At 70.7% G+C, this 25,048-nt stretch carries 27 protein-coding genes; 19 read left to right on the top strand and 8 right to left on the bottom strand.

From position 1 onward, the window contains the following. From HUX53_RS00975 to HUX53_RS00940, 8 genes are all read left to right on the top strand, one after another. Nucleotides 1–788 (top strand): ABC transporter permease (locus HUX53_RS00975; RefSeq protein ID WP_176401264.1); only part of this gene is annotated, 788 nt, incomplete at its 5' end. Further along, nucleotides 785–1,699, top strand: coding sequence for an ABC transporter permease (locus HUX53_RS00970; protein ID WP_176401263.1), 915 nt, complete (start codon nt 785–787; stop codon nt 1,697–1,699). The genes HUX53_RS00975 and HUX53_RS00970, both read left to right, overlap by 4 nt. Nucleotides 1,700–1,757: 58 nt before the next feature. Then, nucleotides 1,758–2,210, top strand: a complete 453-nt coding sequence (locus HUX53_RS00965) for a VOC family protein (protein ID WP_309236985.1) — start codon at nt 1,758–1,760, stop codon at nt 2,208–2,210. Beyond that, complete coding sequence (locus tag HUX53_RS00960) at nt 2,192–2,665, top strand: nuclear transport factor 2 family protein (protein ID WP_309236984.1); 474 nt, start codon at nt 2,192–2,194, stop codon at nt 2,663–2,665. The genes HUX53_RS00965 and HUX53_RS00960 overlap by 19 nt, the downstream gene beginning before the upstream one ends. Before the next feature lie 134 nt (nt 2,666–2,799). Then, nucleotides 2,800–3,618, top strand: coding sequence for a fumarylacetoacetate hydrolase family protein (locus HUX53_RS00955; RefSeq protein WP_176401262.1), 819 nt, complete (start codon nt 2,800–2,802; stop codon nt 3,616–3,618). A gap of 49 nt (nt 3,619–3,667) precedes the next feature. Beyond that, a complete protein-coding gene (locus HUX53_RS00950; RefSeq protein WP_176401261.1) occupies nt 3,668–4,822 on the top strand; it encodes an amidohydrolase family protein in 1,155 nt (384 codons plus the stop codon). Further along, nucleotides 4,819–5,595 (top strand): aldolase/citrate lyase family protein, encoded by a 777-nt coding sequence (locus tag HUX53_RS00945; RefSeq protein ID WP_176401260.1) that lies wholly within the window; start codon nt 4,819–4,821, stop codon nt 5,593–5,595. Before HUX53_RS00950 ends, HUX53_RS00945 begins: the two co-directional genes overlap by 4 nt. Continuing rightward, nucleotides 5,592–5,981: a cupin domain-containing protein gene (locus tag HUX53_RS00940; protein ID WP_176401259.1), complete on the top strand. Its 390-nt coding sequence runs from the start codon at nt 5,592–5,594 to the stop codon at nt 5,979–5,981. The genes HUX53_RS00945 and HUX53_RS00940 overlap by 4 nt, the downstream gene beginning before the upstream one ends. 44 nt (nt 5,982–6,025) lie before the next feature. On the opposite strand, the gene HUX53_RS00935 is transcribed toward HUX53_RS00940, so the two are convergent. Further along, complete coding sequence (locus HUX53_RS00935; protein WP_176401258.1) at nt 6,026–6,805, bottom strand: IclR family transcriptional regulator; 780 nt, start codon at nt 6,803–6,805, stop codon at nt 6,026–6,028. Between the two features lie 378 nt (nt 6,806–7,183). Between HUX53_RS00935 and HUX53_RS00930 the strand changes: the two genes are divergently transcribed. The 4 genes from HUX53_RS00930 to HUX53_RS00915 are packed head-to-tail and all read left to right on the top strand — an operon-like array spanning nt 7,184 to nt 11,418. Next, on the top strand, nt 7,184–8,542 hold the full coding sequence (locus tag HUX53_RS00930) for a Rieske 2Fe-2S domain-containing protein (RefSeq protein ID WP_176401257.1): 1,359 nt from the start codon (nt 7,184–7,186) through the stop codon (nt 8,540–8,542). Beyond that, entirely contained in the window at nt 8,539–9,042 is a 504-nt protein-coding gene (locus HUX53_RS00925) for an aromatic-ring-hydroxylating dioxygenase subunit beta (protein WP_176401256.1), read from the top strand. Before HUX53_RS00930 ends, HUX53_RS00925 begins: the two co-directional genes overlap by 4 nt. 10 nt (nt 9,043–9,052) lie before the next feature. Next, a complete protein-coding gene (locus HUX53_RS00920; RefSeq protein ID WP_176401255.1) occupies nt 9,053–10,231 on the top strand; it encodes a Dabb family protein in 1,179 nt (392 codons plus the stop codon). Then, nucleotides 10,195–11,418 carry a hypothetical protein gene (locus tag HUX53_RS00915; protein ID WP_176401254.1) on the top strand — a complete coding sequence of 408 codons (1,224 nt, stop codon included), beginning with the start codon at nt 10,195–10,197 and terminating at the stop codon, nt 11,416–11,418. Before HUX53_RS00920 ends, HUX53_RS00915 begins: the two co-directional genes overlap by 37 nt. A 146-nt stretch (nt 11,419–11,564) precedes the next feature. On the opposite strand, the gene HUX53_RS00910 is transcribed toward HUX53_RS00915, so the two are convergent. From HUX53_RS00910 to HUX53_RS00900, 4 genes are all read right to left on the bottom strand, one after another. Then, the gene (locus HUX53_RS00910; RefSeq protein WP_176401253.1) at nt 11,565–12,632 is read right to left on the bottom strand and encodes a TauD/TfdA family dioxygenase; all 1,068 of its coding nucleotides are present in this window, start codon (nt 12,630–12,632) and stop codon (nt 11,565–11,567) included. Nucleotides 12,633–12,710: 78 nt separating this feature from the next. Then, the gene (locus HUX53_RS40590; protein WP_255204798.1) at nt 12,711–12,845 is read right to left on the bottom strand and encodes a hypothetical protein; all 135 of its coding nucleotides are present in this window, start codon (nt 12,843–12,845) and stop codon (nt 12,711–12,713) included. A 117-nt stretch (nt 12,846–12,962) separates the two neighbouring features. Next, nucleotides 12,963–13,880 (bottom strand): Rieske (2Fe-2S) protein, encoded by a 918-nt coding sequence (locus HUX53_RS00905; RefSeq protein WP_176401252.1) that lies wholly within the window; start codon nt 13,878–13,880, stop codon nt 12,963–12,965. Nucleotides 13,881–13,986: 106 nt separating this feature from the next. Then, complete coding sequence (locus tag HUX53_RS00900; protein ID WP_176401251.1) at nt 13,987–16,200, bottom strand: molybdopterin dinucleotide binding domain-containing protein; 2,214 nt, start codon at nt 16,198–16,200, stop codon at nt 13,987–13,989. A 149-nt stretch (nt 16,201–16,349) separates the two neighbouring features. Here HUX53_RS00900 and HUX53_RS00895 point away from each other — a divergent pair, with 149 nt between their 5' ends. Together HUX53_RS00895 and HUX53_RS39780 are read left to right on the top strand one after the other, a co-directional pair. Further along, on the top strand, nt 16,350–16,796 hold the full coding sequence (locus HUX53_RS00895; RefSeq protein WP_176401250.1) for an NfeD family protein: 447 nt from the start codon (nt 16,350–16,352) through the stop codon (nt 16,794–16,796). Further along, nucleotides 16,793–17,044 (top strand): hypothetical protein, encoded by a 252-nt coding sequence (locus tag HUX53_RS39780; protein WP_217918956.1) that lies wholly within the window; start codon nt 16,793–16,795, stop codon nt 17,042–17,044. Before HUX53_RS00895 ends, HUX53_RS39780 begins: the two co-directional genes overlap by 4 nt. Here the strand turns inward: HUX53_RS39780 and HUX53_RS00885 are convergent. Then, entirely contained in the window at nt 16,966–17,583 is a 618-nt protein-coding gene (locus HUX53_RS00885) for a Uma2 family endonuclease (RefSeq protein WP_176401249.1), read from the bottom strand. The genes HUX53_RS39780 and HUX53_RS00885 overlap by 79 nt on opposite strands. Nucleotides 17,584–17,881: 298 nt before the next feature. Here HUX53_RS00885 and HUX53_RS00880 point away from each other — a divergent pair, with 298 nt between their 5' ends. The 4 genes from HUX53_RS00880 to HUX53_RS00865 are packed head-to-tail and all read left to right on the top strand — an operon-like array spanning nt 17,882 to nt 22,153. Further along, nucleotides 17,882–18,976 carry a CapA family protein gene (locus tag HUX53_RS00880; protein WP_176401248.1) on the top strand — a complete coding sequence of 365 codons (1,095 nt, stop codon included), beginning with the start codon at nt 17,882–17,884 and terminating at the stop codon, nt 18,974–18,976. Nucleotides 18,977–19,016: 40 nt separating this feature from the next. Then, complete coding sequence (locus HUX53_RS00875) at nt 19,017–19,775, top strand: GyrI-like domain-containing protein (protein ID WP_176401247.1); 759 nt, start codon at nt 19,017–19,019, stop codon at nt 19,773–19,775. Continuing rightward, nucleotides 19,772–20,335: a GyrI-like domain-containing protein gene (locus HUX53_RS00870; protein ID WP_176401246.1), complete on the top strand. Its 564-nt coding sequence runs from the start codon at nt 19,772–19,774 to the stop codon at nt 20,333–20,335. The genes HUX53_RS00875 and HUX53_RS00870 overlap by 4 nt, the downstream gene beginning before the upstream one ends. 39 nt (nt 20,336–20,374) lie before the next feature. Continuing rightward, the gene (locus tag HUX53_RS00865) at nt 20,375–22,153 is read left to right on the top strand and encodes an SDR family oxidoreductase (protein WP_176401245.1); all 1,779 of its coding nucleotides are present in this window, start codon (nt 20,375–20,377) and stop codon (nt 22,151–22,153) included. Here the strand turns inward: HUX53_RS00865 and HUX53_RS00860 are convergent. Further along, the gene (locus HUX53_RS00860) at nt 22,150–23,139 is read right to left on the bottom strand and encodes an AraC family transcriptional regulator (RefSeq protein ID WP_176401244.1); all 990 of its coding nucleotides are present in this window, start codon (nt 23,137–23,139) and stop codon (nt 22,150–22,152) included. The two genes, HUX53_RS00865 and HUX53_RS00860, sit on opposite strands and share 4 nt — an antisense overlap. Beyond that, nucleotides 23,136–24,242 (bottom strand): LLM class flavin-dependent oxidoreductase, encoded by a 1,107-nt coding sequence (locus HUX53_RS00855; protein ID WP_176401243.1) that lies wholly within the window; start codon nt 24,240–24,242, stop codon nt 23,136–23,138. The genes HUX53_RS00860 and HUX53_RS00855 overlap by 4 nt, the downstream gene beginning before the upstream one ends. Nucleotides 24,243–24,761: 519 nt before the next feature. On the opposite strand from HUX53_RS00855, the gene HUX53_RS00850 reads away from it, so the two are divergent. Further along, nucleotides 24,762–25,046: an endonuclease/exonuclease/phosphatase family protein gene (locus tag HUX53_RS00850; RefSeq protein WP_176401242.1), complete on the top strand. Its 285-nt coding sequence runs from the start codon at nt 24,762–24,764 to the stop codon at nt 25,044–25,046. The last annotated feature ends 2 nt before the right edge of the window (nt 25,047–25,048 follow it).

Below are 25,048 nucleotides of genomic sequence, written 5' to 3'. Positions count from 1 at the left end.
GGGGGGGGGGGCGGGGTCTGGCGGGCGGGGCGTGGGCCGGGATCAGCTCGCTGATGCACCGGTTCCGCGGCGTCAACATCGTGGTGAGCACGCTGCTGATGACGTTCCTGGCGCAGCAGATGGTCTCGTTCGCGGTGAACACGCCGTGGCTGCTGCAGGAGACGCGGCGCGGGAACGCGACGGTCTCCCCGCAGTCCAACCGGCTGCCGGAGAGCGGGCTGCTCGGCTCGTTCGGCCAGTACCCGAACCTGCAGATCAACGGCGGGCTGCTGCTCGCGCTCATCGCGGCCGTGGTGATCGCGGTGCTGATCGCGCGCAGCCGGTGGGGGTTCCGGCTGACGATGCTCGGCCTGAACCCGCGGGCCGCCCGGCACGCCGGGGTGCGGGTCGCGGCGCTGAGCGGGACGGCGCTGGCGGTGTCCGGCGCGTTCGCGGGCATCGCCGGCGCCGTGCTGCTGACCAGCCCGGTCGGCACCAACCGGCTGCAGGGCGGCATCTCCAACAACATCGGCTGGGACGGCCTGCTGGTGGCGCTGGTCGCCCGCAACCGGCCGCTGATGGCGATCCCCGTCGCGCTGCTGTTCGGCGTGCTGCGTTCCGGGGGAGGGTTCCTGGCGTCGACCGGGGTCCCGCACTTCCTGGTGGACGTCGTCAAGTCGCTGCTGGTGCTCGCGTTCGTCGTCCCGCCCGTCGTGACCGAGGCGCTGCGCCGCCGGCGCGAGAGCCGCGGGACCGGCGCCGGCCCTGATGCGGCGGCGCCCAAGGCCAAGGAGGCGGTGGCGTCATGAGCGCCGCGGACAACATCTCCACGATCCTCGCCAGCGGCGCCCGGCTGACGGTGCCGCTCGCGTTCGCGGCCTGCGGGGAGTACCTCGCGGAGCGCGCCGGGACGGTGAACATCTCGGTCGAGGCGATGATGCTGGGCGGGGCGTTCGGGGCGGTCGCGGGCGCGTCCGTCACCGGCAGCGCCACGACCGGCCTCGCCGCCGGGATGCTGGTCGGCCTGCTCATCGGGTTCGTGCACGGCAACCTGTCGCACCGGGCGGCGGTCAACACGTTCGTGGTCGGCCTCGTCCTCAACACGCTGGTGCTGGGCCTGACCAGCTACCTGATCGTCACCGGGACGTTCACCGGGCACCAGGTGTGGCAGGTCAGCGTGCCGGTGCTGCGCGACATCCCGATCATCGGACAGGTCCTGTTCGTCGAGCGGTGGCCGGTCTACCTGCTGATCGCGGTCGTCCCGCTGACGTGGTGGCTGGTGGAGCGCAGCCGGTGGGGCCTGGAGTTGCGCGCGGTCGGCGAGGACCCGCAGGCCGCGGACGTGACCGGCATCGACGTGAACGCGCGGCGCCGGCAGGCGCTGCTGTGGTGCGGGCTGCTGGCCGGGCTCGGCGGCGCCTACCTGGCGGTGGGCGAGGTCGGCTCGTTCAGCCAGAACATGACCGCCGGCCGCGGGTTCATCGTGATCGCGGCGGTGATCTTCGGGGCGTGGCGGCTCGGCCGCACGTTGCTCGGCTGCGTGCTGTTCGGGCTGGCCGACGCGATGCGGCTGGCGCTGCCCGCGCTGGGCTTCACGCTCAACTCGCAGCTGCTGATCGTCGCGCCCTACCTGCTGGCCCTGGTGGCGATGCTGGTGTTCGCCACCAAGGACCGCGAGCCCCGTGCCCTGGGCAAACCCTTCCAGCGGGGCACGGTCTGAGGAGCAAGCGCATCCGGGCCCGGGGGATCCGGGCCCGGCCGATATCGAGGAGGAGCACGTGACCGGACTGACCGCCGCGCGCTGGACGCATGTGGCGCTGCCGACCGGAGACCTGGACAAGGCGATCGACTTCTACACCGCCCTCACCCCGCTGGTGGTGCTGGAGCGGTTCAAGGACGCCGACGGGGAGAGCGCCTGGCTGTCGAACGACGGCCAGGTGGAGACGCCGTTCGTGCTGGTGCTGGTCTCCTTCAACAAGGACAGGGGCGGGCAGCTCGGGCTGCTGCACCCGTTCGCGCACATCGGCATCGAGGTGCCGGCGCGCGGCGACGTGGACGCCCTGGCCGAGCGCGCCCGCGAGCTCGGCTGCCTGCACTGGGAGCCGCGCCAGATGCCCGACCCGGTCGGCTACATCTGCGCGCTGAAGGACCCGGACGGCAACGTCATCGAGATCTCGCACGACCAGCGGGTGTTCGACACCGTGCGGGAGAAGTGGGGAGGCGGGTCCTGACCGCCGACTCCGTCCCGGCCGAGCCGGGGGCCGTCGCGCGGGTCGAGGAGCGGACCCGCGCGGCGGCGCTGCGCTATCTCGGCGCGCTGAACCGGCGCGACGCCGACGCCGTCGCCGCCTGCGTGGCCGAGGACTTCGTCAACGAGCACACGTCCACGATGGGGCGCGGCGTCACCGGCCGCGCCGCCTACCGGCGGCGGCTGACCGGCTTCCTGGCCGACTTCGCCGACCTGCGGTACGAGCTGGAGGACCTGGTCGTCCGGGACGTGCGGGCGGTGCTGGCCTACCGGATGTCGTTCCGGCTCGTCCCGGCCGGGAACGCGCCGGTGAAGGTGCGCGGCGTGTTCCGGCTGTGGGTCGACGCGGACGGCCTGCTGGCCCGCCGCATCGACTACTGGGACGGCTCCGAGGTGACCCGCCAGCTCACCGCCGCGTCCCCCGAAGTACCCGGCTGACCTGCGGATTCGCCAGGCCGCCCGGCCGCGTGCCGGGCGGCCCGCGAGGCTGCCCGCCGCCCGTCCATGTTGCATTGTGAGATGGCATCTCTCATTGCTTGACAGAAATTCATCTCGCATCGAAAGATGGCATCGTGCATGTTGTGATGACGTCGGCGGGCATCGGCCGGATCGAGGACGGCTCGGTGGCCCTCCTGGACGCGCCGTATCCCGACCCGAGCGCCGTGATCGAGGCGACCGGCTCACTGGACGCGCTGGCGGAGGCGAAGGTCGTCCGGCGGATCCCGCTGGACGGCGAGACCGGGCTGCGCGCCCCGCTCGCCCGGCCCCGCGCGCTGTGGGGCGTCGGCCTGAACTACTACTCCAAGGCCGCGCAGACCGGGCGCGCGGTACCGGACGAGCCGGTGCTCTACCTCGCCGGCTGCGCCTCGGTGAGCGCGCCCGGCGCGGCGGTCCGGCTGCCGGCCGAAGAGACCGCCCAGATGGACTACGAGGCCGAGATCGCCGTCGTGATCGGCCGGACCCTCGACCGCGCCGCCGAGGACGAGACGTGGTCCGCGGTCGCGGCCATCACCGCGGCCAACGATATGACCGCCCGCGACGTTATGAAGCGCACCGGCACACCGGCCCTGGCCAAGAGCTTCCCCGGCTTCACCCCGCTCGGCGCGTCCCTGCTCGGCCGTGACGAGGTCCCCGACCCGGACATGATCGGCGTCCGCTGCCTGGTCGGCGGGGAGCCGCGGCAGAACTCCTCCAGCGCCGACATGATCTTCGCGATCCCCGAGCTGCTGGCCCGCATCTCCCGGTACGCCGCGCTGCGCCCCGGCGACGTCGTGCTGACCGGCACCCCGGCCGGGACGGGCCAGGACCGCGACGACTTCCTGCGGCCCGGCGACACCGTCCGGGTCGAGGTCGACGGCGTGCTGCCGCTGATCACCCGGGTCCGGGCGTGACCCCCGTGCCTCCCCTCACCCGCAACCTCACACGATCGGGAGTACCTCGATGACCGAACAGAACAAGCCCGGCTACGACCGCGTCCTCACCGGCGGGACGGTCATCGACCCCGCGTCGGGGCTGAACGCGCGGACCGACGTCGCGATCAGCGGCGGCACCATCGCGGCCGTCGGCGACGGGCTGGCCGCCGGCGCGGCCGAGGTCACCGACTGCACCGGCCGCTGGGTGCTGCCCGGCCTCGTCGAGGGCCACACGCACATCTTCCAGCACGTCTCCAAGGTCGGCGCGCCGCCGGACGAGGCGCACCTGCGCCGCGGCGTCGTCGCCGCCGCCGACGCCGGCACCGCCGGGGCGTCCACGTTCGCCGCGTTCCGCAAGCTCGTGGTCGAGCCGTCGCCGATGCGCATCGTGAACTTCCTGAACGTCTCGGTGCTCGGCCTCATCGACTTCCGGTTCGGCGAGCTGATGAACCCGGACACGCTCGTCCCGGACGACGCCCTCGCCACCGCCGCCGAGAACCCCGACGTGGTGCGCGGCTTCAAGATCCGGCTGTCCGAGGACGTCGTCGGCGAGAACTGGCAGATGCTGCTGAAGAAGTCGCTCGACGCCGCCGAGCAGGCCGGCCTGCCGCTCATGGTGCACATCGGCGAGACGTCCGAGCCGCTGCCGGTCGTCCTGGACCACCTGCGTCCCGGCGACATCGTCGCGCACTGCTACACCGGCAAGGAGCACGGCATCCTGGACGGCGACGAGGTGCTGCCCGCGGTGGCGGCGGCCCGCGAGCGCGGTGTGCTGTTCGACTCGGCGCACGGCAAGAGCAACCTCAGCTTCGAGGTGGCGCGCCGCGCGATCGCCAAGGGCTTCTACCCGGACATCCTCAGCTCCGACACCAGCGCCCGCAACTGGCGCGGACCGGTGTTCGACCTGCTGACCAGCATGTCGAAGCTGGTCGCGCTGGGCGTCCCGCTGACCGAGGCCGTCGCCCGCGCCACCGTGCGCCCCGCCGGGCTGCTCGGCCTGTACGCCGAGGGCTACGGGCAACTGAAGCCCGGCGGCCCGGCGCACGTGACCGTGGTCGAGGAGACCGCGGAGACCGTGCTCCCGGACGCGGCGGGCAACACGATGACCGCGCCCCGCCTGGAGCCGGTCCTCGTCCTGCACGGCGGCAAGCCGGTCGAGACCGTCCCGTGGCGCGGCCTGTGACCACTGCTTTGCGGGCCCGGCTGCGGGCGGCACTGGCGGACGGTTCCCGGTTGCACGGGACGTTCGTCAAGCTGCCCGCGCCGGACGTGGTGGAACTGTGCGGCCTTGCCGGCTTCGATTTCGTGGTCGTCGACCTGGAGCATTCCGTGCTGACGGAGGCCGACGCGATCGGCCTCGTCCGGCATGCGGAGCGCTGCGGGTTGCCGGCGCTCGTCCGTGTCCCCCAGGTGGACGGGCCGCTGATCTGCCGGCTGCTGGAGAACGGCGCGGCCGGGTTCCAGCTGTCGATGCTGAGCGGTCCCGCGCAGGCCTGGGCGCTCGTCCAGGCCACCCGGTTCGCGCCGGACGGCGACCGGTCGGTCAGCCTGGCCAACCGGTCCGCCGGGTTCGGGCGGGGCGGGCTCGCGGCGTTCCTGGCCGCCGAGCGGGCCGATCCGCCGCTGCTGGTCGGGCAGATCGAGACGCCCTGGTGGCGGGACGGCGGCACGGCCTGGGACGAGGTTATCGCCGACCTCGACGTGGTCTTCGTCGGCGGCACCGACCTGGCGGTCAGCCTGGGTGCCGAGCCCGGCGGCGCGGACCTGCGCGCGGCCGTCACCGAGATCGAGGACGCCGCGCGGCGGCATGGGATCGCGTTCGGCGGCTGGGCCCCGTCCCCGGCCGCCGCGAAGGCGCACGGCCTCGCCGCCGCGCGCTACCTGGTGACGGGCTCGGACCTGCAGATACTGGCCGCCGGACTGCACGCGGCGGCCGGCGAGGGAGGCAACGGATGACCGAGAACGGGCGCAACGCCAAGCTCTACAACCGGGTGGTCGGCTGGGCCGACATGCCGGAGACCGAGATGCGCAAGGGGGTGCGGCGCCGGGTCTACTCCACCGACGAGGTGATGCTCGCCCACCACACCCTGGACGTGGGCATGGACCTCAACCCGCACAGCCACGAGGACTTCGACCAGCTCGTCTACATCGCCTCGGGGCGCTGCAACTACTACGTCGAGGGCGTCCCGCACGAGATGACGGCAGGGACGTTCCTGCTGGTGCCGAGGGGCGCGGAGCACTACATCGAGCCGCTGGAAGAGCCGTGCGTCAACATCGACATCTTCGTCCCGCCGCGCGCCGACTTCGCCGCGTCCCTGGCCTACCTGGACGAGCTGCCCTGACCGCGCGCCTCCCGGCCGGGACCGCCCCGGCCGGGTCCGGCATGTCAGCCGGCCGCCTCGGCGGCCGGGGCGCCGTTGGTGCCGAGCCGCTGCGACAGCTCCCGGGTGATCTCCAGCAGCGCCTCGGCCATCGGCGAGTCGGCCCGGCGCGGGACGTCCACGGACGTGCCGACGATCGCCATCGTGGCGATGATCGAGTCCCCCTCGAAGACCGGCGCCGCGATGGTGTGCAGGCCGTTCTCGGACGGGGAGTTGACCGACAGCCCGTGCTCGCGGATCCAGTCGACGTCCTCCCGCAGCCCCGGCGAGCGGCGCAGCAGCTTGGCCAGCGCCGGCACCTGCTCGGGCGGGAGGTAGGCGCAGAACACCCGGCCCTGCGCGGACGTGGCGAGGTCGAGCCGCGAGCCGACCCGGACGCTGATCCGGATCAGGTGGTCGGTGTTGTCGGCCGACCGGACGACGGTCGGGGACTCGCCGTCCCAGATGCTCAGCACGACGGTCTGCCCGGCGCTCTGCACGAGCCGGTCCATGTACGGCTCGGCGGCGGACACGATCGGCAGCGCCGCCCGCGCCGCGGCGGCGAGCGTGAGCACCTGCGGGCCGAGCGAGTACAGCGCCGTGCGGTCGTCGTAGCGCAGCAGGTTCGCCGCGCGCAGGGCCTTGGTGTAGCGGTGCGCGGTCGCCTTGCTGGCGCCGAGCCGCGCGGTGATCTCGTTCAGGCTGAGGTGCGGCCGGCTCACCGTGAAGGAGTCCAGGATCAGGGCGGCGCGCTGCACCGTCTGGATGGACGGGGAGCCCTCGCCCGTGTCTCGTGCGGTCCTCATCGTCGTTGCCATCCGTCTCTCGCTTCTGCCTCGGCCGCCGTTCGCCCGCCGTCCGGGGGCGGTGGGCCGCGGTGGAATGACACGCCATCTCATCATGAGTCCGGCGTCGCCGGCAGGCCATCCGGACAGCCCGCAGGCCCTGTCCGCACGGGGCTCCCGGACGGTCGGCGCAGTCGTCCGGCGCGGTCGGCGCTACGCTGTGCCATCTCTTATTGCGAGACGTAATCATGGCAACTGGGATGTAGCACGTCAACGTCCGGATCGATTCCGTCCGGGTGACCCTTGACACGGCGATCCGGACTGGGCAACTCTGTATGCACGATACGAGATGGCATCTCGAATAGTCGAATGAACCTGCGTGGAGGGGGTGGGCGCCCGATGCCAGAGCCGAACGGCGGGAGGCTTCCGGGGCAGCTGGTCGTCGAGGACTGGGACGCGCTGACTTTCCGCGTCAACCGGGTCGCGTACCGCTCGGCCGAGGTGTTCCAGGCGGAGCGGGACCGGATCTGGGCGCGGTCGTGGCTCTACCTGGGCCACGAGACCGAGGTCGCGAAGCCCAACGACTTCAAGACCCGGACGCTCGGCGGCAGGCCGCTCATCTTCTGCCGCGACACCGGCGGCACGGTGCAGGCGTTCCTGAACGCCTGCCCGCACCGCGGCACGATCCTGTGCCGGGAGCGGGAGGGGTCCAGCAAGCTTTTCCAGTGCTTCTACCACGCCTGGACGTTCCGCAACAACGGCGACGTCGCGGCCATCCCCGGCAAGGAGGCCTACGAGGCCGCCGGCGAGGGATTCCTCGACTCGATGCGGCTGCGGACCGTCCCCCGGCTGGAGATCCACGAGGGCTTCGTCTTCGTCGCGTTCGACCCGGACGTCCCGCCGCTGCTGGACTTCCTCGGCGACGCCGCCGACTACATGACGATGATCTCCGAGCAGCACGCCGCCGGCATGGAGGTGCTGCCCGGCACCCAGTACTACGGCGTGCGCGGCAACTGGAAGCTCGGCGTCGAGAACGCCATGGACGGCTACCACTTCTCGCCGACGCACAACACGTTCGTCGGCTACCTGCGCGAGACCGGCTTCGCCGTCACCGACGACGACCAGTACGCCTACAACCTCGGCAACGGGCACAGCCTGCTCGTCCTCACCGGGCACGGCGGCCGGATCAGCATGCTGTGGGAGCCGCGCTTCGGCGAGGACGAGAAGGTCCGCACCACCGAGCACCGCGCCGAGATGGACCGCCGCCTCGGCCCCGAGCGGGCCCGCTACGTCGCCGACGAGAGCCACATCCTGTTCGTCTGGCCGAACCTGCTGCTCTTCGACCTCGAAGGGCTGTCGATCCGGCAGCTCGAACCCGTCGCGGCCGACCAGACCGACGTCCGCGCCTGGCAGCTGGCACCGCGCGGCGAGGACGAGGACACCCGCGCGCTGCGGATGAAGACCATGGTCAGCTTCGTCGGACCGGGCGGCCTCGCCACCCCCGACGACATCGAGGCGTACGAGGCGGTGCAGCGCGGCATCGAGGCGACCGCCGCCGAGGCCCGTCCCGGACTCGACTACAGCGACATGTCGCGCGGCATGGTCGACGAGGTCAAGGGCGTCCAGGGCCGGTCCATCGACGAGGGCGCGATGCGCGGCTTCTGGCGGCACTGGGTGCACGCGCTGGACGTCGAGGACGGCCTTTCCGTCGCCGGGCCGCGGCCCGAGCGCTTCCTTGAGGGGAGGAACGTGCGATGACCGTACTCATCGACGGCCGCGAGATCACCCGCGCCGACGTGGAGGACTTCCTCTACGCCGAGGCGGACATCCTGGACGCCTGGAAGTACGACGACTGGCTCGCCCTGTTCGAGCCCGGCGCCCGGTTCGAGGTACCGGCGACCGACTGGACGGGCACGTCGATGCACGCGTCCGGGTCGTTCGTCACCGACGACTGGGACCTGCTCCGCGCGCGCGTCAAGCGGCTCAAGTCGCGCAAGGCGCACGCGGAGAACCCGCCGTCCCGCACGCACCGGATGGTCTCGAACGTCCGGCTGCACGAACACGACGAACCCGGCCTGCTCCGCGTGACGGCCTCGTTCATCGTCCACCGCGCCCGGGACTTCGAGTTCGACGCCTACGTCGGACGCTACGACCACCTGCTGGTGACCGGCGGCGACACGCTGCGCTTCCGGCTGCGCCGCGCGATCCTCAGCCAGGAGCACCTGCCCGCGGGCAGCCGGCTGAGCTTCATCCTCTGAGGGAATCCCGATGATCATTCACACCGTGGTGTTCCGGTTCCGCCCGGACGCGCCGGCCGATGCGGTCGAGGCGCTGCTGGCGGAACTGCGCACCTTCCCGGGCCGCTACCCGCAGATGCGGGACTTCTCGCTCGGCCCCAACGTCAGCACCCGCGACAGCACGTTCACGCACGCGTTCTCGGTGCGCTTCGAGACCGCCGCCGACCTGCACGCCTACCTGCAGAGCGACTCGCACGAGCGGTTCGTCCGCGAACGCTGGCGCCCGATCGTCGAGCAGCACCACATCGTCAGCTACGAGACCGGCGGCAGGGCGGGCCGTCCGCGCGGCCCGTACGGCATGGAGTACGCCCGCATCGAGGTGCCCGACATGGCGCGCACCATCGAGTTCCTCCAGTACCACGTGGGCCTCCAGCTCGAACAGCACACCGACGAGTACGCCTACCTGCGCACCGACATCGAGCACCACTCGATCGAGCTGATCAGCGCGCCGGAGCGAGAGGCCGGGCACACGTCCGCCGTCGGCTACAGCGTGGAGAACGACGAGATCCTCGCCGACCTGCGCAAGCGCGTCGCGGACGCCGGCCACGAGATCCTGGAGCTCCAGGACCGCCAGAAGGGCTTCTGCTCGGACGGCTTCGGGGTGCGCGACCCCAACGGCCTCATCATCGAGCTGTTCACCGGCTTCCTGGAGTACGCGGAACCACCACTGGCCGAGCTTCGCCCGGTCGACCTCGTCCACCCGTTCATCGCGACGACGAAGTACGAGGAGTCCCTCGACTTCTACACGAACGTCCTGGGCTTCCAGTCCTCGGACGAGATCGTCGGCTCCACCACGTTCCTGCGCTGCGAGGACCGCTACCACCACAGCCTCGCCCTGCAGAACAACAAGGAGCACTACGTCGCGCACCTGTGCTTCGCGACGAAGAGCCTCGACCACGTCATGCGCTTCCGTGCCCGCGCCCTCTACAAGGGCGAGCCGATCGCGTCCGACATGGTGAACCACTCGGCGTCGACGTCCATCGCGTTCTACATGCACGAGCCGAAGCACGGCCCGCGCTACGAGCTGTGCGACCGGCACCGCGTGTTCACGCCGGAGGAGCACGAGACGCACCGTCCCCGCCGGATGCCGCCGGACCCGCGCAACATCGACGTGTGGCGCCCGGCCGCCGACGACTGGGGCCGTTTCTGAACCTCACTGAGGAGATCGTCGGCGCCCTGAAGGCGATGGACGCCATCCGGGCGCCGTACGGTCACGAAGCCGCCGCCGCCGTGCACCTCGCCTCCTGGTGCACGGCGCGGTGGCCGTGGATCGACTGGACGGTCCAGCGCTACGGCGAGGGCGGCGCCAACCTGCACGCGGGCGACCCCGAAGGCGTGCTGCTCTACTCGCACCTGGACACGTCCCTGAGCGGCGACTCCGACGAAGACCGTCCCATCACCGCCCGCGCCGACGCACCGGCCCCCCTGAAAGCGACCTCCACCCATGTAGAGGGCTTCGGCCTGGGTGTAGCCCGCGGCCCCGCCGCCGCAGCCCTGATCGCCTTCGTTTCGGCCACGTCCCGCGGCGCGTCCGCCGGCCTCCTGCTAGCCGGCTCAGGAACCCACCGCAGCACCTTGCATGGCCCCGCCGGCAAACCCCGCTCAACGGGCTTGGACCACTACCTGGCGGACGCTCCCTACCCGTCCGCCGCAGTAATCGCCAAGGGCGGCCCATCAACCATCCTCTGGGAAGAACCGGGCGCCCTCTACCTACGCGTACGCGTCCAGGGCCGCCACGGCGCCGTCCTAGCCCGCGAGTCACCCATCCCGCACGGCGGCGTAATAGCCCACGCGGCCCCAGTAATCGAAGCGATCGAACGCTGGCGAACGTCCTACGTGGTCTCAAGTACCGCGCCGGGTACCCAGGTCGGCCCCGCCGCCGGCATCGGCTCACTAACCGCCGGCCGCCCCGACAAACCCGACCTCTTCCCGGCCCTACTAGAGGCCGGTGTGTACGTCGTGACCGTCCCGGGAGCGGACCCGCGCGCACTGGCCGCGACGCTGCGGCGAGAGGTCGAGTCCGCGTGTGCAGACGGCCCCCTTGCCGCCTGCACGGTCGAGGTCGACCTGGATGAGGTCCACCCAGCCGCCGCGACCCCGTCCGACGCCCCCATCGTCCGCATGGCCCGCGACGCATGGCGCGAGGAATTCGGCGCCGACCCACCACCCATAACCGGCTGGACGGGCTCAACCGACGGCGTCGTCCTACGCGCCCACGGAATAGACACCGTCCGCCTAGGCCCGGCGGCCGCCCCGTCCAAGGACGACCCGCGCCGCGACGTCCTCGATCTAGCCTCTCTGACGGTCTACTCCCGCCTCTACGCCCGCCTCCCCTAACACGGCCCGGTGCGTTCAGCGGCCCAGAGGCGGACCGTCCGGCAGTCACGCTGGCAGGGTAGCCCGACCGGCTGAGGTCGGGGGTCCGCGTGAAAACGGCCGCCCGCGCCCTCCCCGGAGAGACGCGGACGGCCGTGGTTTGTGGGTTAGAGGCCCCAGGTCTCGTTGGGGACCACTGCGTCGGCGATCTGGAAGCGGCCGCCGGGGAGGGGCTCTTTGGCGTCGCCGTTGATGACGTTCTTGCCGAAGCCGGGGACCATCGGGCGGCCGACCTCGCGGCGCAGCCACAGGCGCAGCAGGTGGCGGCGGCGCTCCGGCTCGGGGTGGTCGTCGTAGGAGGTGCGCGAGTGCAGGGCGGCGTAGTTCAGCAGCCACTGGACGTCGCCCGGCTGGAAGTCCATGTCCAGCGGGAGGCCGGGCTCCTGCGCGATCTCGTCGAACAGGTGCAGGAGCTCGATCTGCGCCTCGGTCAGCCGCGGCACGTCCGGGTACTCCTGCGCCGTGATGATCATCTGGGCGCCGGCGTAGGTGCTGAAGACGCCGTCGACGTAGCTGCAGATCGGCGACCGGTAGGTGTCGGCGGGCGCGTCGGGGTCCTGCCGGCGCCAGTCCCAGTGCCACTCCTCGAACAGCAGCGGGGCGAGGTCGGGGCGGCGGCGCAGGATCTCGTTGTAGATCGTGGTGCCGCTGACCAGGCTGGACGCGCCGCCGGCGCGGGCGCCGCGCAGGCACATCAGGGCGACGACGTCGGAGCTGTCGGAGTGGAACGGCAGCCGGTCCCGGACGCGGGACGGCAGCGCCGTCGGGTCTTCCATCGTCTTGTTGGACGTGGCGATGACGTGGTCGAGGACGTCCCCGTACTGGTTCTGCGGCATCGGCGAGCCGAGGTGCAGGCCCATCAGGTAGAAGATCGCGCCCGCGACCGTGTCGCCGTAGTCCTCGGTGCGCAGGCCGCGGATCAGGATGAAGCCGCGCCCGGTGTCCATCTGCTGGGCGCATTCCTCGATGAGCCCGGTGCAGGCGTTCAGGGGGTAGTCGGCGGCGGTGACGGTGCGCAGGTCCGGGTCGTCGGCGACGAAGCGGCGGCCGACGGCCTCCAGCTCGTCGCGCTCGGCGTCGGACAGGTGGTAGATCCACTCGGTGGAGCCGGCCAGTTCGTCGCCGCGCCAGGCGGACGGGCCGGAGATCGGGGACAGGTCGACGGTGGTACTCATGCTGCCTCGCTGCTTCGGGAGGGTGAGACGGCCGCGGAGGGCCGCGGCCAAGAGGGAAAGGGCTGCGGTCGTCCGGTGCTAGAAGGGCGTCTGCGGGATGCCCGCGGCGGTGCCGGGACGCATGCCCTCGCGCGGCGGGCGGACCCGCGATGTCTCCGAGTACGGCGGCGGTGAGACCAGCCGCCTGGCGTGCAGCCGCTCGGTGCCCGGCACGGGTCCAAGGCCTGGTGAGGCGGCTCGGATCATGGTGTGCTCCCGGCGGTGAGGGACCTTCCGGACACCGTAGGACAGTCCCGCTGATCTCGTCAAGCGAGATGGCATCTCGTATTTCTAACCGATCGGCCGGACCTGGAGGGTGCCCTCCTCGGTGACGCGCGTTTCGAAGGACGGCTGGCGGTCGGTGGCGGGACCGTGCACGACGGAGCCGTCCGCGACCCGGAACGTGCTGCCGTGCCAGGGGCAGACGACGCAGATGTCGGCGTTGTCGTCGGTGACGACGCGGCCCTGGTGGAGCGGGCCGGCGAGGTGGCTGCAGCGGTCGGTGAGGACGTGCACGTCGTCGCCGGTCCGCAGCACGAAGAGGCTGATGTAGCCGAGCCGCCGGGTGACGGGCCAGCCGTCCGGGAGGTCCGCGGCGCTGCACAGGTCGTGCCAGCCGAGCGGGACGAGATGGCCGGTCTTGTCGGCGTGGCTGGCGCCCGCGGCCTGCCGGAAGGCGAGGTGCCCGCCGAGGTAGGTGCCCGCGAGCAGCGTGGACAGGCCGGCGAAGCCGAACGCGCGGCCGGCGCCGTCCCGTCCCTGGTAGCGGGCCACGAGGGACGCCGAGTACAGGGCGCTCGTCGCGGCCATCCCCGCGGCGTGGATCAGGCCGACGCGCTGCTGCTCGCGGTGCAGGGAGCCCCAGTCGGCGATGCCGGTGAGGACGCTCGGGACCGCTCCGGCGAGCCCGGCGGCGACCAGGGCCTGCGAGGCGCGACGCGTCCCCGGCATGAGGTCGAGGACGGCGGCGGACATCCACAGCCCGACGGGCACGTCGGTGAGCGGCGGGTGGGCGGGGTGGCCCAGCGGGACGCCGTGCAGGGCGTCCTTGACCGGCCCCGGGTGCAGCGTCCGCCGCACGGCCGTGGACAGGACGCGGATGGTACGGTCCAGGCCGCTCGCCTGCTCCAGCGCTTCGGTGGCGTCCGCGAGCCGTGCGGACGACTGGGGCTCGGACCCACGCCGGAATATGTTCACCCGTCGGGGCATGTCCCCTCCTCCGCGGTTCTGAGACGCCTGGTGCGACATTAGTCTTCCGCGTTCTCCTGCGGCCAGTCATACCCCTACCTACGGCCCGAGGGGATAAACCACGGGGTCAGCGCGGTGGGACGGCCAGCGTGACGGGTACGCCGTTGAAGACGGCGTTGCCGGACAGGGGGTCGATCTCCTGTTCGTCGGTGACGGCGTTGACGTTGACACCCGCGTGCTCATGCGCGACGGCGGTGCGCGTTCCTGGACGGTCGTGGCCCCATCCGTGCGGGAGGCTCACGACGCCTGGCATGACCGTCTCGGTGGGTTCGGCGATGGCGTCGACGGTGCCCGTCCGGGACGTGACGCGGATCGTCTCGCCTGCGGTGACGCCAAGGCGTTCGGCGTCCTGGGGGTTGAGCTGGAGCGTGCACACATTGGAGCCGCGCACCAGTTCGGGGAGGTTGTGGAGCCAACTGTTGTTGGAACGCAGGTGGCGGCGTCCGATCAGCACCATCCCGTCGGTCTGCGGCGCACGCAGGGCGGCGTGGAGACGGTCGACATCGGCGGCGAACGTTGACGGGCACAGTTCCACGCGGCCGGACGTCGTGCAGAGCACCTCGTCCAGGCGCGGCTTGAGTGCGCCGAGGTCGAGGCCGTGCGGGTGCTCGGTGCGCAGGCGCGTCAGCGTGAGGCCGGACGGGTCGGCGCCGAAGCCGTCGCCGTAGGGGCCGAGGCGCAGCATCATGTCGAGCCGCTGCTCGGTGAGCGTGCCGGTGTCGAGCATCTTGCGCAGTTCGTCCGGTTCGCGGCCGTGCACCGGGGAGCCGGGCAGCGCGGTCGCCTTCGCCAGCGTCGACGTGATGATCAGCTCGTCGAGGGCGGCCGGGTCGCCGTCCGTCCCCGAAGCGATCATGGCGAGCCGGGCGAGGACGACGGCCTCGCTCGGACGTCCGTCCGGCAGCGGGACGACGGGCGGCGAGTAGCGCGCGTAGTCGCGGACGGCGAGCCCGGTCAGCGCGATGTCGTAGTGCGGCGTCTGCGCGGGACGCGGCGGCGGCAGGATCACGTTCGCGTGCCGCGTCGTCTCGTTCAGGTACGGGTCGACGCTGACCATGAACACCAGCCCGGCGAGCGCGCGGTCGAGCCGGGCCGCGTTCGGCGCCGACAGCGCCGGGTTGCCGCCGATCGTGATCAGCGCCTTGACCTGGCCTTCGCCTGCCGTCTCGATCTCGTCCACGAGCGTGGCGACCGGAAGCTCCCCGTTGACCTCGGGCAGCCCGCGGACGCGGCTGCGCCACCGCCCGGTCGTGAACGGCTTCCGGCGCCGGTACACGGGCGCGTGCGCGGGGCGCGGGAACATCGCGCCACCCTCCCGGTCGAGGTTCCCGGTGAGGACGTTCAGCGCGTCCACGAGCCAGCTGTTGAGCGTCCCGTACGCCTGCGTGCAGGTGCCGATGCGGCCGTAGACGGCGGCGCGGTCGGCGGCGGCCAGCTCGCGGGCCGTCCGCCGGATCACGTCCGCCGGGATACCGGTGACGTCCGCGACGCGCTCGGGAGCGAAGTCGACGGCGAGAGCGCGCAGGTCGTCCAGGCCGTTGACGCGTCCAGGCAGGCGGTCGGTGACGCGGTCCTCGGCGAACAGGGTGTGGACGAGCGCCATGAGGAAGAACGCATCCGTCCCCGGCTTGATGAACAGATGCTCGTCGGCGAGCGCGGCCGTCCGCGTGCGGCGCGGGTCGACGACCGTGACCTTTCCCCCACGCGCCTTGATGGCCTTCAGCCGTCCAGGGAAATCGGGTGCGGACGCGAGGCTCCCGTTCGACTCCAGCGGATTCGCGCCGAGCATGAGCAGATGACCCGTCCGGTCAAGGTCGGGCACAGGAATCGCGAGCGGATCGCCGAACATGTGCCCGCACGCGACGTGCTTCGGCATCTGGTCGGCAGTGCTGGCCGTGAACAGGTTGCGCGTGCCGAGCGCCTTCACGATCGCGCCGCCGTACAGCGGCCCGGCGATCGAGTGCGCGGTCGGGTTGCCGATGTAGACGGCGACCGAGTCCCGCCCATGCCGCTCGATGACGTCCGCGAGCCCCTTCCGGACGGCCTCGAACGCCTCGTCCCATCCGGCCGTCTCGCCGTTGACGAGCGGTTCCGCCAGCCGATCAGGGTCCCCGTCCAGGCTGCCGAGCGTCGCGCCCTTGGGACAGATGAATCCCTTGCTGAACGGGTCTTTCTCATCACCCCGTACGCGGGTCACCGTTCCCGCGTCGTCCAGGGTCAGTTCGAGCCCGCACAGGGCTTCGCAGAGGGGACAGGTACGAAACGCCGTGCGGTCGCCCATCGAGAGTTCTCCTTGTGAACGGGACCGTCGGCCCCATGATGACTGGTCGGCCAAAGCCATGCCATGGCCGACCCCCAAGGCATGGCCGTAACGGCGATTTGGGAGTTACTTTGAAGTAGAGGACTTTCGGCAGCCTCTAGGGAGCTGCTATGGAGCCGTGGGTCGCCTGGTTGCTCGTCGCCGCGCTGCTCGGAATCGCCGAGTTGCTCACCCTCACGTTCGCGCTCGGGATCCTCGCCGTCGCCGCCCTGGCCGCGGGTCTGACCGGCGCCCTGGGCCTGCCGCTCGCCGCCCAGGCCGCCGTCTTCGCCGTCGGGTCGATCGCCGGCATCGCGGTCGTCCGTCCCATCGCGACCCGCCACATCAGGCAGCCGCCGCCGCTCCGCTCCGGCACGGCCGCCCTGGTCGGGCGCGAGGCGTACACGCTCACCGAGGTCACCCGCCACGGCGGACGCGCCCGCATCGGCGGCGAGGAGTGGACGGCCCGCCCCTACGACCCCGACCTCGTCATCCCCGCCGGCGCCACCGCCGACGTCCTCGCCATCGAAGGGGCCACGGCCCTGCTCTATCCGGTCTCGGCCGAGGAGCCACCATGACAGACATCGCCATCGCCCTCCTCATCGTCATCCTCGCCGGGCTGTTCGTCCTGGCCACCGCGGTGATGCGGGCCGTCTGGATCATCCCGCAGGCCCGCGCCCGCAACGTCGAGCGCCTCGGCCGCTACCACCGCACCCTCGAACCCGGCATCATCCCCGCGTCGGACGCTCAGACGGACTCCAACTCCGAGAATGTCACGTTCACTTTCATGCCTTCCGGTAGTTCGGTGGCCAGCACATCGCGGTGAACCATGGCGAGTTGGTAGCTGCGGCCCGACCAGTCGAGCCGGTACTCCTCCACGGAGTTGATCGTCTCCTCGGCATCCAGGACGACGATGAGGTAGACGGGGATGCGCTGACCCGCGTATTCGGCCTTCTTGTCCTGGAAATCACGCTGTCTGCTGTCCGAGCCTGCGATCTCCACTGCGGTGAACACGTCCGCACTCGTCAGCTTCGAGCCGCGCTCGATGCAATGCAAGATGCTGATGTCGGGACGGCGCATCGTGAACCGTCGCGCTTTGTCGCTGATGTGGGAGTGCGGTTCGACGTAGTACACATCGGTGTCCGGCAGCACATCGATGCAGGGACCACCACTCGGCCGCGCAGCCTTCAGCGCGTAGCAGAGGTTCATCATTATGCGTTGATGTTCAGGACTCGGGGATTCGCAGACGACGACGCTGCCGTCCACAACCTCAATGGCCTTGGACACGTCTTCTGGAAGGGCCTCGTACTCCTCCTGGGTGATCAGGAGGCTGTAGGGGTCCGTCGCCCAGGCGGGGAAGGGCATGATCAGGGCTCCTCGAGATCGATCCGGTACCTGGTCAGAGCCTATAGGCGGGGACGCTGAGGCGTCCCGGAGACGGGGAAGCGGCCGGGCGGGGGAGGCCGCCCGGCCGCTTCAGGGGGATGAGGGGCGGCATCGAGGCCGGCCGTCCCTCCGGATGAGTCTCGGGTGCGCTCAATCTAGCGGCAGTCACATGAACGATTCAAGATAATGAATTACTTGTCTTTGGTGGGGGCGTCCGGCGGTCATGGCATGCTTGGCCGACCCAGCAGGTCCAGGAGGGCCGGACGGAGGCGAGGCGATGAGCAGGCGGGGGAAGGCCGCCGCGGTCGCGGTCATGGCCGGAATGGCGCTGACCGCGGCGGCGTGCGGGAGTTCGGGCGACTCCGAGGCGGAAGGGGCGATGCCGCCGCCGTCGACGTCCGCCGCGAAGGGCGGCGAGCAGAAGCCGGCGCCGCCGGCCAAGGAGCCGATCATCCTCGCGTTCGGCGGCGACACCCACTTCGAGGGTCAGTTGCGTGCGCGGCTCGGTCAGCCGTCCACTGCGCTCGGCCCCGTTGCCAAACAGCTGCGCGCCGCAGACCTCGCCATGCTCAACTTGGAAACGGCCATCACGACCGGTGGTACGCCTGCGCCAGGTAAGCAGTTCACCTTCCGTGCGCCGCCGTCCACGTTCAAGGCACTGAAGGCCGCCGGGGTGGACGTCGTGTCCATGGCCAACAACCACGGCATGGACTACATGGAGGGCGGCCTACGCGACTCCCTGGCCGCGATAAAGAAGACGCGGTTCCCCGTGGTCGGCATAGGCAAGGACGCTGATGACGCCTTCAAGCCGTATCGCGTGACGGTGAAGGGCAACAAGCTCGCCATCGTGGGTGCGACGCAGGTACTGGACGACAACCTGATCCAGGCGTGGACGGCGACTGACACCAAGGGCGGTCTTGCGTCGGCCAAGAACGTCCCGCGGATGGTGCAGGCGGTGAAGGAAGCACGCAAGGGGTCGGACGTCGTCATCGTCCATCTGCACTGGGGTGCGGAGCTTCAGCCTTGCCCGCTGCCGCGTCAGAAGGAACTCGCCCAGCAACTCGTTGAGGCGGGCGCCGACATCATCGTCGGAGGCCATGCGCACATCCCGCTGGGCGGCGGCTACATGAACGACACGTACGTCCACTACGGCATGGGCAACTTCGTGTTCTACTCCGCGAACGGCCAGACGGCGAAGTCCGGTGTGCTGTTCCTGAAGGTGCAGAACGGCAAGGTCGTCAAGGACAAGTGGGCTCCGGCGCTCATCCAGGGCGGCATCCCGATTCCGATGAAGGGCGCCGCCGCGAAGGCGGAGCTGAAGCGGTGGAACGGGCTGCGCGGATGCACCGGGCTGTCGGCGCGTCCGTCCTGAGCTGGACTCTCCCACTATGGGAGGGATCAGGGTGGGGCCCGTGAGCGACGATCTCCTGCCGATCGGACGGTTCGCGCGGCTGTGCAGGCTGAGCGTCAAGCAGCTGCGGCACTACGACGACCTCGGCATCCTGTCCCCGGCGTGGACGGACCCCGCGTCCGGCTACCGGTACTACCGGCCCGACCGGGCCCGGGACGCGCTGATGGCCGGGCTGCTGCGGGCGATGGACGTCCCGCTGCCCGTGGTGGCGCGCGTACTGTCCGGGGACGAGGCCGGCGCGCTGCGGGACGCGCGGGACACGATCGAGGCCGACATCGCCCGGCGGCGCCGCGGCCTGCGGCTGCTCGACCGTGTCCTCGCCGAGGGCCTGCCGGAGAGTGAGGTGGCGGTCGTCCGGGAACCGGCGCGGCGCGTGTTCGCCGCGCGGGAGACCGCGACGCCGCTGACGATCTCGGACGCGACGTCGGTGTGCGTGCGCCGGCTGCTGCCCCGGATGTCGCCGGACGGCCTGCTCGTCGGCCTCTTCCCGCTGGACATGGCGGATGAGTTCGACGTGCGCGTGACCGTCCAGGCGGCGGACGGCGACGACGTCCTGCCCGGCGGGACGTTCGCGGCGGCCGTCCATACCGGCCCTTATGAGGAGATTCCGCTCACGGTCCATGGCGTGCTCGCGTGGTTCGGCGACTACGGGCACACGCCCGCCGGGCCCGTCCGCGAGGTGTACCTCAACGACCCCGCGACCACGCCGCCCGAACACCTGGAGACCTGGGTGATGATTCGAGTGGGTGACGATCAGTGAGCTGGTACGAGGCTTCGGAAGAGCCGGAGATGGTGGAGCACGGGACCGTGTCCGGCTTGGCCGTGACCGGGCAGGGTGAGCCCGGAGGTGCCGCGTATGGGGTGAGCGTGGGTGCGCTCTACACCGTCATGGGCGCGCTGGGTGCGCCCATGGTTCCGCTGGAGGGACGCTGGTGGGTGGAGGACGAGCGTTCACCGTTCGACGTGCCGCGCGAGGAGTGGCGGTGGCATCTGTTCCTTCGTCTCCCGGACGACACCGTGTCGATCGGCCGCGCCCGTGAGGAGGCGCGCTCGGGCCTACCGGCGGCTGCGCGCGTCCAACACGTCACCTACAACGACGGCCTGTGCGTACAGATGCTGCACAGCGGCGCCTACGCGGACGAGCCCGCGTCCCTTGCGCGGATGGCCGCACTGATGGAGGACGAAGGTCTCGTGGTGAACGGCCTCCACCACGAGGTCTACCTGTCCGACACACGGGAGACCGACCCGGAGAAGATGCGCACGATCCTGCGTCAACCCGTCCGTAAGGCCGCCCCTGGACAGCCTGTCGCAGAGGCGTAGTTTCAACGGAAACGGGGCTCCTACGGACCGGGCGGGCTGATGCGAGACCAGCGGGTGAGGTCGGGCGAGATCGAGCTGGCCGTACGGGTGAGCGGTGAGGACGGCCAGCCGACGGTCATCCTCGTACACGGCTACCCCGACACGAGCGCGATGTGGGACGACGTGGCCGAGCGCCTCGCCGCACGTTTCCGCGTCGTCGCCTACGACGTGCGGGGCGCCGGTGCGTCCAGCAGCCCGTCCGACCCGCTGGACTATCGGCTGGACGCCCTGATGGGCGACCTGGCGGCCGTCCTGGACGGGGTGGGCGCCACCGAGCCCGTCCACCTGGTGGGGCACGACTGGGGGTCGGTGCAGGGCTGGGAGGCGGTCATCGGCGACCGGCTGCGCGGCCGCATCGCCTCCTTCACCTCGATTTCGGGGCCGGACCGGCGGCACATGGCGCGGTGGGCGCGCGAGGCCGTCCGGTCCGGCCCGCGGGGTGTCGCGGAGGTGCTCGGCCAGGCGCGGCGCAGCGTCTACATGCCCGTCTTCATGGCGCCCCGGGTGGGCGAGGCCGCGGCGCGTGTGCTCGCCGCCGGGTTCGGACGGATGATGCGGCTACGCGAGGGCGCCGAGCCCCGGCCCGGCCACCCGGCGGAGACGCTGCCGGCGGACGCCCGCAACGGGCTCGGCCTGTACCGCGCCAACATGGGACGCGGCGCGGGCACGTCCGGCGATGGACGAACCGACGTGCCCGTCCAGTTCATCGTCCCGGTAAAGGACCGGTACGGCTCGCAGTCGCTCCTGCTTTCTGCACGCGGGCCGGTGCCACGTCTCTACGTGCGTCGCGCTCCAGCAGGGCATTGGGTGGCGCGTAGTCATCCCGACCTCATCGCCCGCTGGATCACGGAGTTCGTCGACCACATCGAGGGCGGCCCAGAGACACCGGGCCTCGCCCACGCGCGCGCGGCAGGACGGCCGGGCAAGGACTTCGGCGGCGATCTCGTCGTCATCACGGGTGCGGGCAGTGGCATCGGACGCGCCACCGCCCACGCATTCGCCGCCGCAGGGGCGCGTGTGGTCGCCGCTGACATCGACGAAGGCGCGGCCAAGCGGACCAAGGACGAGATAGAGGCGGCCGGAGGCGAAGCCCACATCTACGGGATCGATGTCGCCGATGCGGAAGCTATGGAAACGTTCGCCCAGTACGTCCGCGAGAACTTCGGCGTTCCGGACATCGTGGTGAACAACGCGGGCATCGCCGTAGCGGGCTCCCTGCTGGACACGTCCGAGGAGGAGTGGGCGCGCATCCGCTCGATCAACCTGGACGGCATGTTCCGGGGCTCCCGGCTGTTCGGACGCCAGATGGTTGACCGCGGCGAGTGGGGCCACATCGTCAACATCTCATCGATGGCCGCGTTCATGCCCAGCCCCGAACTGCCCGCCTACAGCGCGACCAAGGCCGCCGTACTGCAGATGACGGAATGCCTGCGCCTCGACTTGGACCGCTACGGCATCGGCGTCACCGCCGTCTGCCCCGGTGCCATCGATACGCCCATCATGGGAAACACCCGTTTCGTCGGTCTGCCGCCCAGTGTGGACAGCGAGCTGCGTGAACGGACGGGGCGCGCGATAGAGCGACGCGGGTTCCCGCCGGAGAAGGTGGCGCGGGCGATCCTGCGCGCCGTCCGGCAGGACACGCCAGTGGCGCTCGTCGCCGTCGAAGCACGCTTCGGCCGCGCGCTCTCTCGCGTGTCACCCACCGCCAACAGGGCACTCGCCCGTATCGGACGACGTGCAGGCGACCGCATCCGGGCGGACGTTGAACGGCTGATCTAACCGGCGCGTTTCAGCGTCTGTGTTGGGGTCTCTCCGAAGCGCTGCCTGTAGTGGGCGGCGAAACGGCTCATGTGCAGGTAGCCGGCGGCTCTGGCTACGTCCGTGACCGCGCCCGGCCCTTGCTGTGCCACGGTGAGTGCCGCGCGCGCGTGATCGAGCCTCATGCCGCGCAGGAGCTGCGTTGGGGTCAGACCCCACTGGTCCTGGCAGATCGATTGAAGCTGACGCACGCTGATGCTCACCGCCGCCGCGATGTCGGTGACGCCGATCGGACGGCGGTGGTGTGCCTCCACCCACTCGCGGATGGTCGCGGCAAGATGGTGCGGTGACCGTGCCGGCGACTCCGCGAGACTCTCGGTGGCCGTATGCGGCAGGCCGAGCAGGATGGCGGTGAGCAGCGACTCCTCCAGGGTGCGCGCCGCCAGCGGATGAAGCCCGCCCTGGGCGGTCGCATGGTCGAGGACGTCGCACACGTGCCGCCAGGTGCGTTCGACGATCGCCGCCGGTGCGATGGCCGGCCCGTCGACGCTGTGGAAACGCAGTGGCGTGGTGTAGTCGCGTCCTAGATAACCGGCGAGATGGTCGGCGAGGCGTCCGGTGCTCGTGGCGATGACGAGGCAGCCCAGCATCGGATGCGGCGTCATCCGCATCGGCTCGTCATGGGACAGCACCAGGCTGCCGCCGGCGGTGTCGCGGTTCCTCGTGGCCCGGTACTCGACGCCCATGGGTGCGATGGGCGCGCACATGGCGAAATGCCCTGCCGTCGGTGGCGTGTCCACGATGACCCCGCCGCCCCCGTACCGCACCCACACCAGGTTGACCGCGCCCACACCGAGGGCGTTGACCTGACCGTCCAGCGGGTCGTCCGGCACACGGGCCTGGAGGTCGTGACCCACGGCGAACGGTTCGACCGTGTCGTGCAGGACGTCGATGTCCGCGCTGACGATCCGCTGGTAGGCGGACAGGGGCGGCGAGGTAGTGGTCATGTTCGTGTAGGCGGAGCCTTCTCTGGAGGGTCGATGGACAGCACACCCCGGGCCCGCAGCCGCGGCATGACCTCGGCGGCGAAGTAGCCCAGTTCATCAGCGTAATTGAGGAACGACAGAGCGATACCGTCAAATCCCGCACGCGCGAACTCCGCGAGGCCGTCCGCCACTGTGTCGGGGTCGCCGACCAGCGGGCAGCTACCGTGACCGGCCGCGAACCTGTCCCGGTATATCTGGAGCATCTCCGGAGTGAACGACTGCGCGTGCAGCCCCTGCAGTCGCATCACTTCGTCGACGGCGGGCCAGTCGGCGTGCTCGTTGGCGTAGTAGTGCAGGAACTCCTCTGCCTCGGCCTTGGTCGGACGGCACACGACATGGCCGAGCGTGAAGACACCGACCGTCCGCCCATGGGACGCGGCCTCCGCACGGATGGCCTTCACGATTTCCGCACCGTCCTCTGGCCCGCCCACAACAGTGAACGCGCGATCGGCGTTGCGCGCAGCGAACGAGCGCCCTTGCTTGGACGACCCCGCGTTGATGACCGGCAGGCTGTGCCCGTTGAACGGCTTGGGCCGCCCCACGACATGCTGCAACTGGAAGAACTGCCCCTCATGGTCGAACGGCTCGTCGGTCGACCAGATGCGCTTGACGACGTCCCACCACTCCTGCGCGAGCGCGTAGCGCGTGTCGTGGTCGTTCGGCAGCGTGAGGCCGAACATCTCGTATTCGGGGGCGTGCCACCCAGCCACGATGTTCAGCCCTACCCGCCCCTTGCTGAGGTGGTCGGCGGTCGCGAGCTGTTTAGCCGCGACGACCGGATGGTGAAAAGCCGTATGAACGGTGCTGAACACCCGCAGCCGACTGGTGTGGGCGAGCAGCCCGGACGCCCACACCAGCGGGTCGAGGGCGCTCCGGTGGAAGGCGGTGTCGGGGCCCCAGTCCGTCCAGCGGGCGACGGGCAGCAGGAAGTCGATGCCGGCCTCGTCCGCGATCCGGGCGAGCCGCAGATTGTCGTCCCAGGTCGCGTGCCATCGCTCCGGAGCGGTCGTGATCGCGAGTCCCGATTCGGTGTTGGGGGAGAACAAGCCAAGCTGGAATCCCATGCCGACCCCTTTTGGTCGCGTCCGGCATTGCCTGGCCAGTATCGGAAGCGCCGCGCCGATGGGCAATGGCCGGAAGCAGCCATGCTCACACCGGTATGGCACCGAGAGCGAGCCGATCGAAAGGCTCCACCCCATTGGACATCGCGTACACGACCACACGCGCCCGTCGTTTCCGCTGCTCCCGCGCCTGCCGCGCCAATTCCTGGACGACCTCGGCGAGATGCGCACCGCACGATTCCCGTCCGGCCACTCCGGGCCCGGCCGCCTCCAGTCGCACAAGGAAACACGACAGACGACCACACCCGGGCATTGAGCAGGTTTCTTCGCCATGGAGGGGAGCGTTGCGCATCAAGGGGCACTTTCAGGAAGTCGGGCGGCTGAGCCTCCATCATGGCCCACCCGACGCCCCTCTTCAACGCAAACGAGATAGTCCACCGCGCCAACAGGCTAGTGTCAAAACACCCCAAAAGCCCATTTATCGGAACATAATACAGACCACGGCACCGTAGAATGGCGACCATGGCCAAGGTACGCATCCTCACCTTCAACACCCTCTTCCGCGGCCGCACCCAAGCCCGCATGGACGCCCTGGCAGCGCTTCTCGACGACTCCGACTACGACATGGTCTGCCTACAAGAAGTGATATCGCCGCGCATCTGGTCCCGCCTCCGCCGCGCAACCCCGTCCTACCCCCACACGGCACACTCCTGGACGTTCCCCCTGGTCCGAGGTGGCCTGGTAACCCTCTCCCGCCACCCCATAGCCGGCCGCACCCACGACGACGCCCGGGAACGCCTGGGCTGAAT

The sequence above is a fragment of the Actinomadura sp. BRA 177 genome (assembly GCF_013372625.1).
Taxonomy (GTDB): Bacteria; Actinomycetota; Actinomycetes; order Streptosporangiales; family Streptosporangiaceae; genus Spirillospora.
Note: the sequence above shows the minus strand (reverse complement) of the source record. Positions and strands in the feature narration are given on the sequence as shown.

Coding starts and splice junctions, on each gene's coding strand:
- HUX53_RS00970 (WP_176401263.1), top strand. CDS start 785: ATGAGCGCCGCGGACAACATCTCCACGATCCTCGCCAGCGGCGCCCGG.
- HUX53_RS00950 (WP_176401261.1), top strand. CDS start 3,668: ATGACCGAACAGAACAAGCCCGGCTACGACCGCGTCCTCACCGGCGGG.
- HUX53_RS00940 (WP_176401259.1), top strand. CDS start 5,592: ATGACCGAGAACGGGCGCAACGCCAAGCTCTACAACCGGGTGGTCGGC.
- HUX53_RS00935 (WP_176401258.1), bottom strand. CDS start 6,805: ATGAGGACCGCACGAGACACGGGCGAGGGCTCCCCGTCCATCCAGACG.
- HUX53_RS00930 (WP_176401257.1), top strand. CDS start 7,184: ATGCCAGAGCCGAACGGCGGGAGGCTTCCGGGGCAGCTGGTCGTCGAG.
- HUX53_RS00925 (WP_176401256.1), top strand. CDS start 8,539: ATGACCGTACTCATCGACGGCCGCGAGATCACCCGCGCCGACGTGGAG.
- HUX53_RS00920 (WP_176401255.1), top strand. CDS start 9,053: ATGATCATTCACACCGTGGTGTTCCGGTTCCGCCCGGACGCGCCGGCC.
- HUX53_RS00910 (WP_176401253.1), bottom strand. CDS start 12,632: ATGAGTACCACCGTCGACCTGTCCCCGATCTCCGGCCCGTCCGCCTGG.
- HUX53_RS00905 (WP_176401252.1), bottom strand. CDS start 13,880: ATGCCCCGACGGGTGAACATATTCCGGCGTGGGTCCGAGCCCCAGTCG.
- HUX53_RS00900 (WP_176401251.1), bottom strand. CDS start 16,200: ATGGGCGACCGCACGGCGTTTCGTACCTGTCCCCTCTGCGAAGCCCTG.
- HUX53_RS00895 (WP_176401250.1), top strand. CDS start 16,350: ATGGAGCCGTGGGTCGCCTGGTTGCTCGTCGCCGCGCTGCTCGGAATC.
- HUX53_RS39780 (WP_217918956.1), top strand. CDS start 16,793: ATGACAGACATCGCCATCGCCCTCCTCATCGTCATCCTCGCCGGGCTG.
- HUX53_RS00885 (WP_176401249.1), bottom strand. CDS start 17,583: ATGCCCTTCCCCGCCTGGGCGACGGACCCCTACAGCCTCCTGATCACC.
- HUX53_RS00880 (WP_176401248.1), top strand. CDS start 17,882: ATGAGCAGGCGGGGGAAGGCCGCCGCGGTCGCGGTCATGGCCGGAATG.
- HUX53_RS00865 (WP_176401245.1), top strand. CDS start 20,375: ATGCGAGACCAGCGGGTGAGGTCGGGCGAGATCGAGCTGGCCGTACGG.
- HUX53_RS00860 (WP_176401244.1), bottom strand. CDS start 23,139: ATGACCACTACCTCGCCGCCCCTGTCCGCCTACCAGCGGATCGTCAGC.
- HUX53_RS00855 (WP_176401243.1), bottom strand. CDS start 24,242: ATGGGATTCCAGCTTGGCTTGTTCTCCCCCAACACCGAATCGGGACTC.
- HUX53_RS00850 (WP_176401242.1), top strand. CDS start 24,762: ATGGCCAAGGTACGCATCCTCACCTTCAACACCCTCTTCCGCGGCCGC.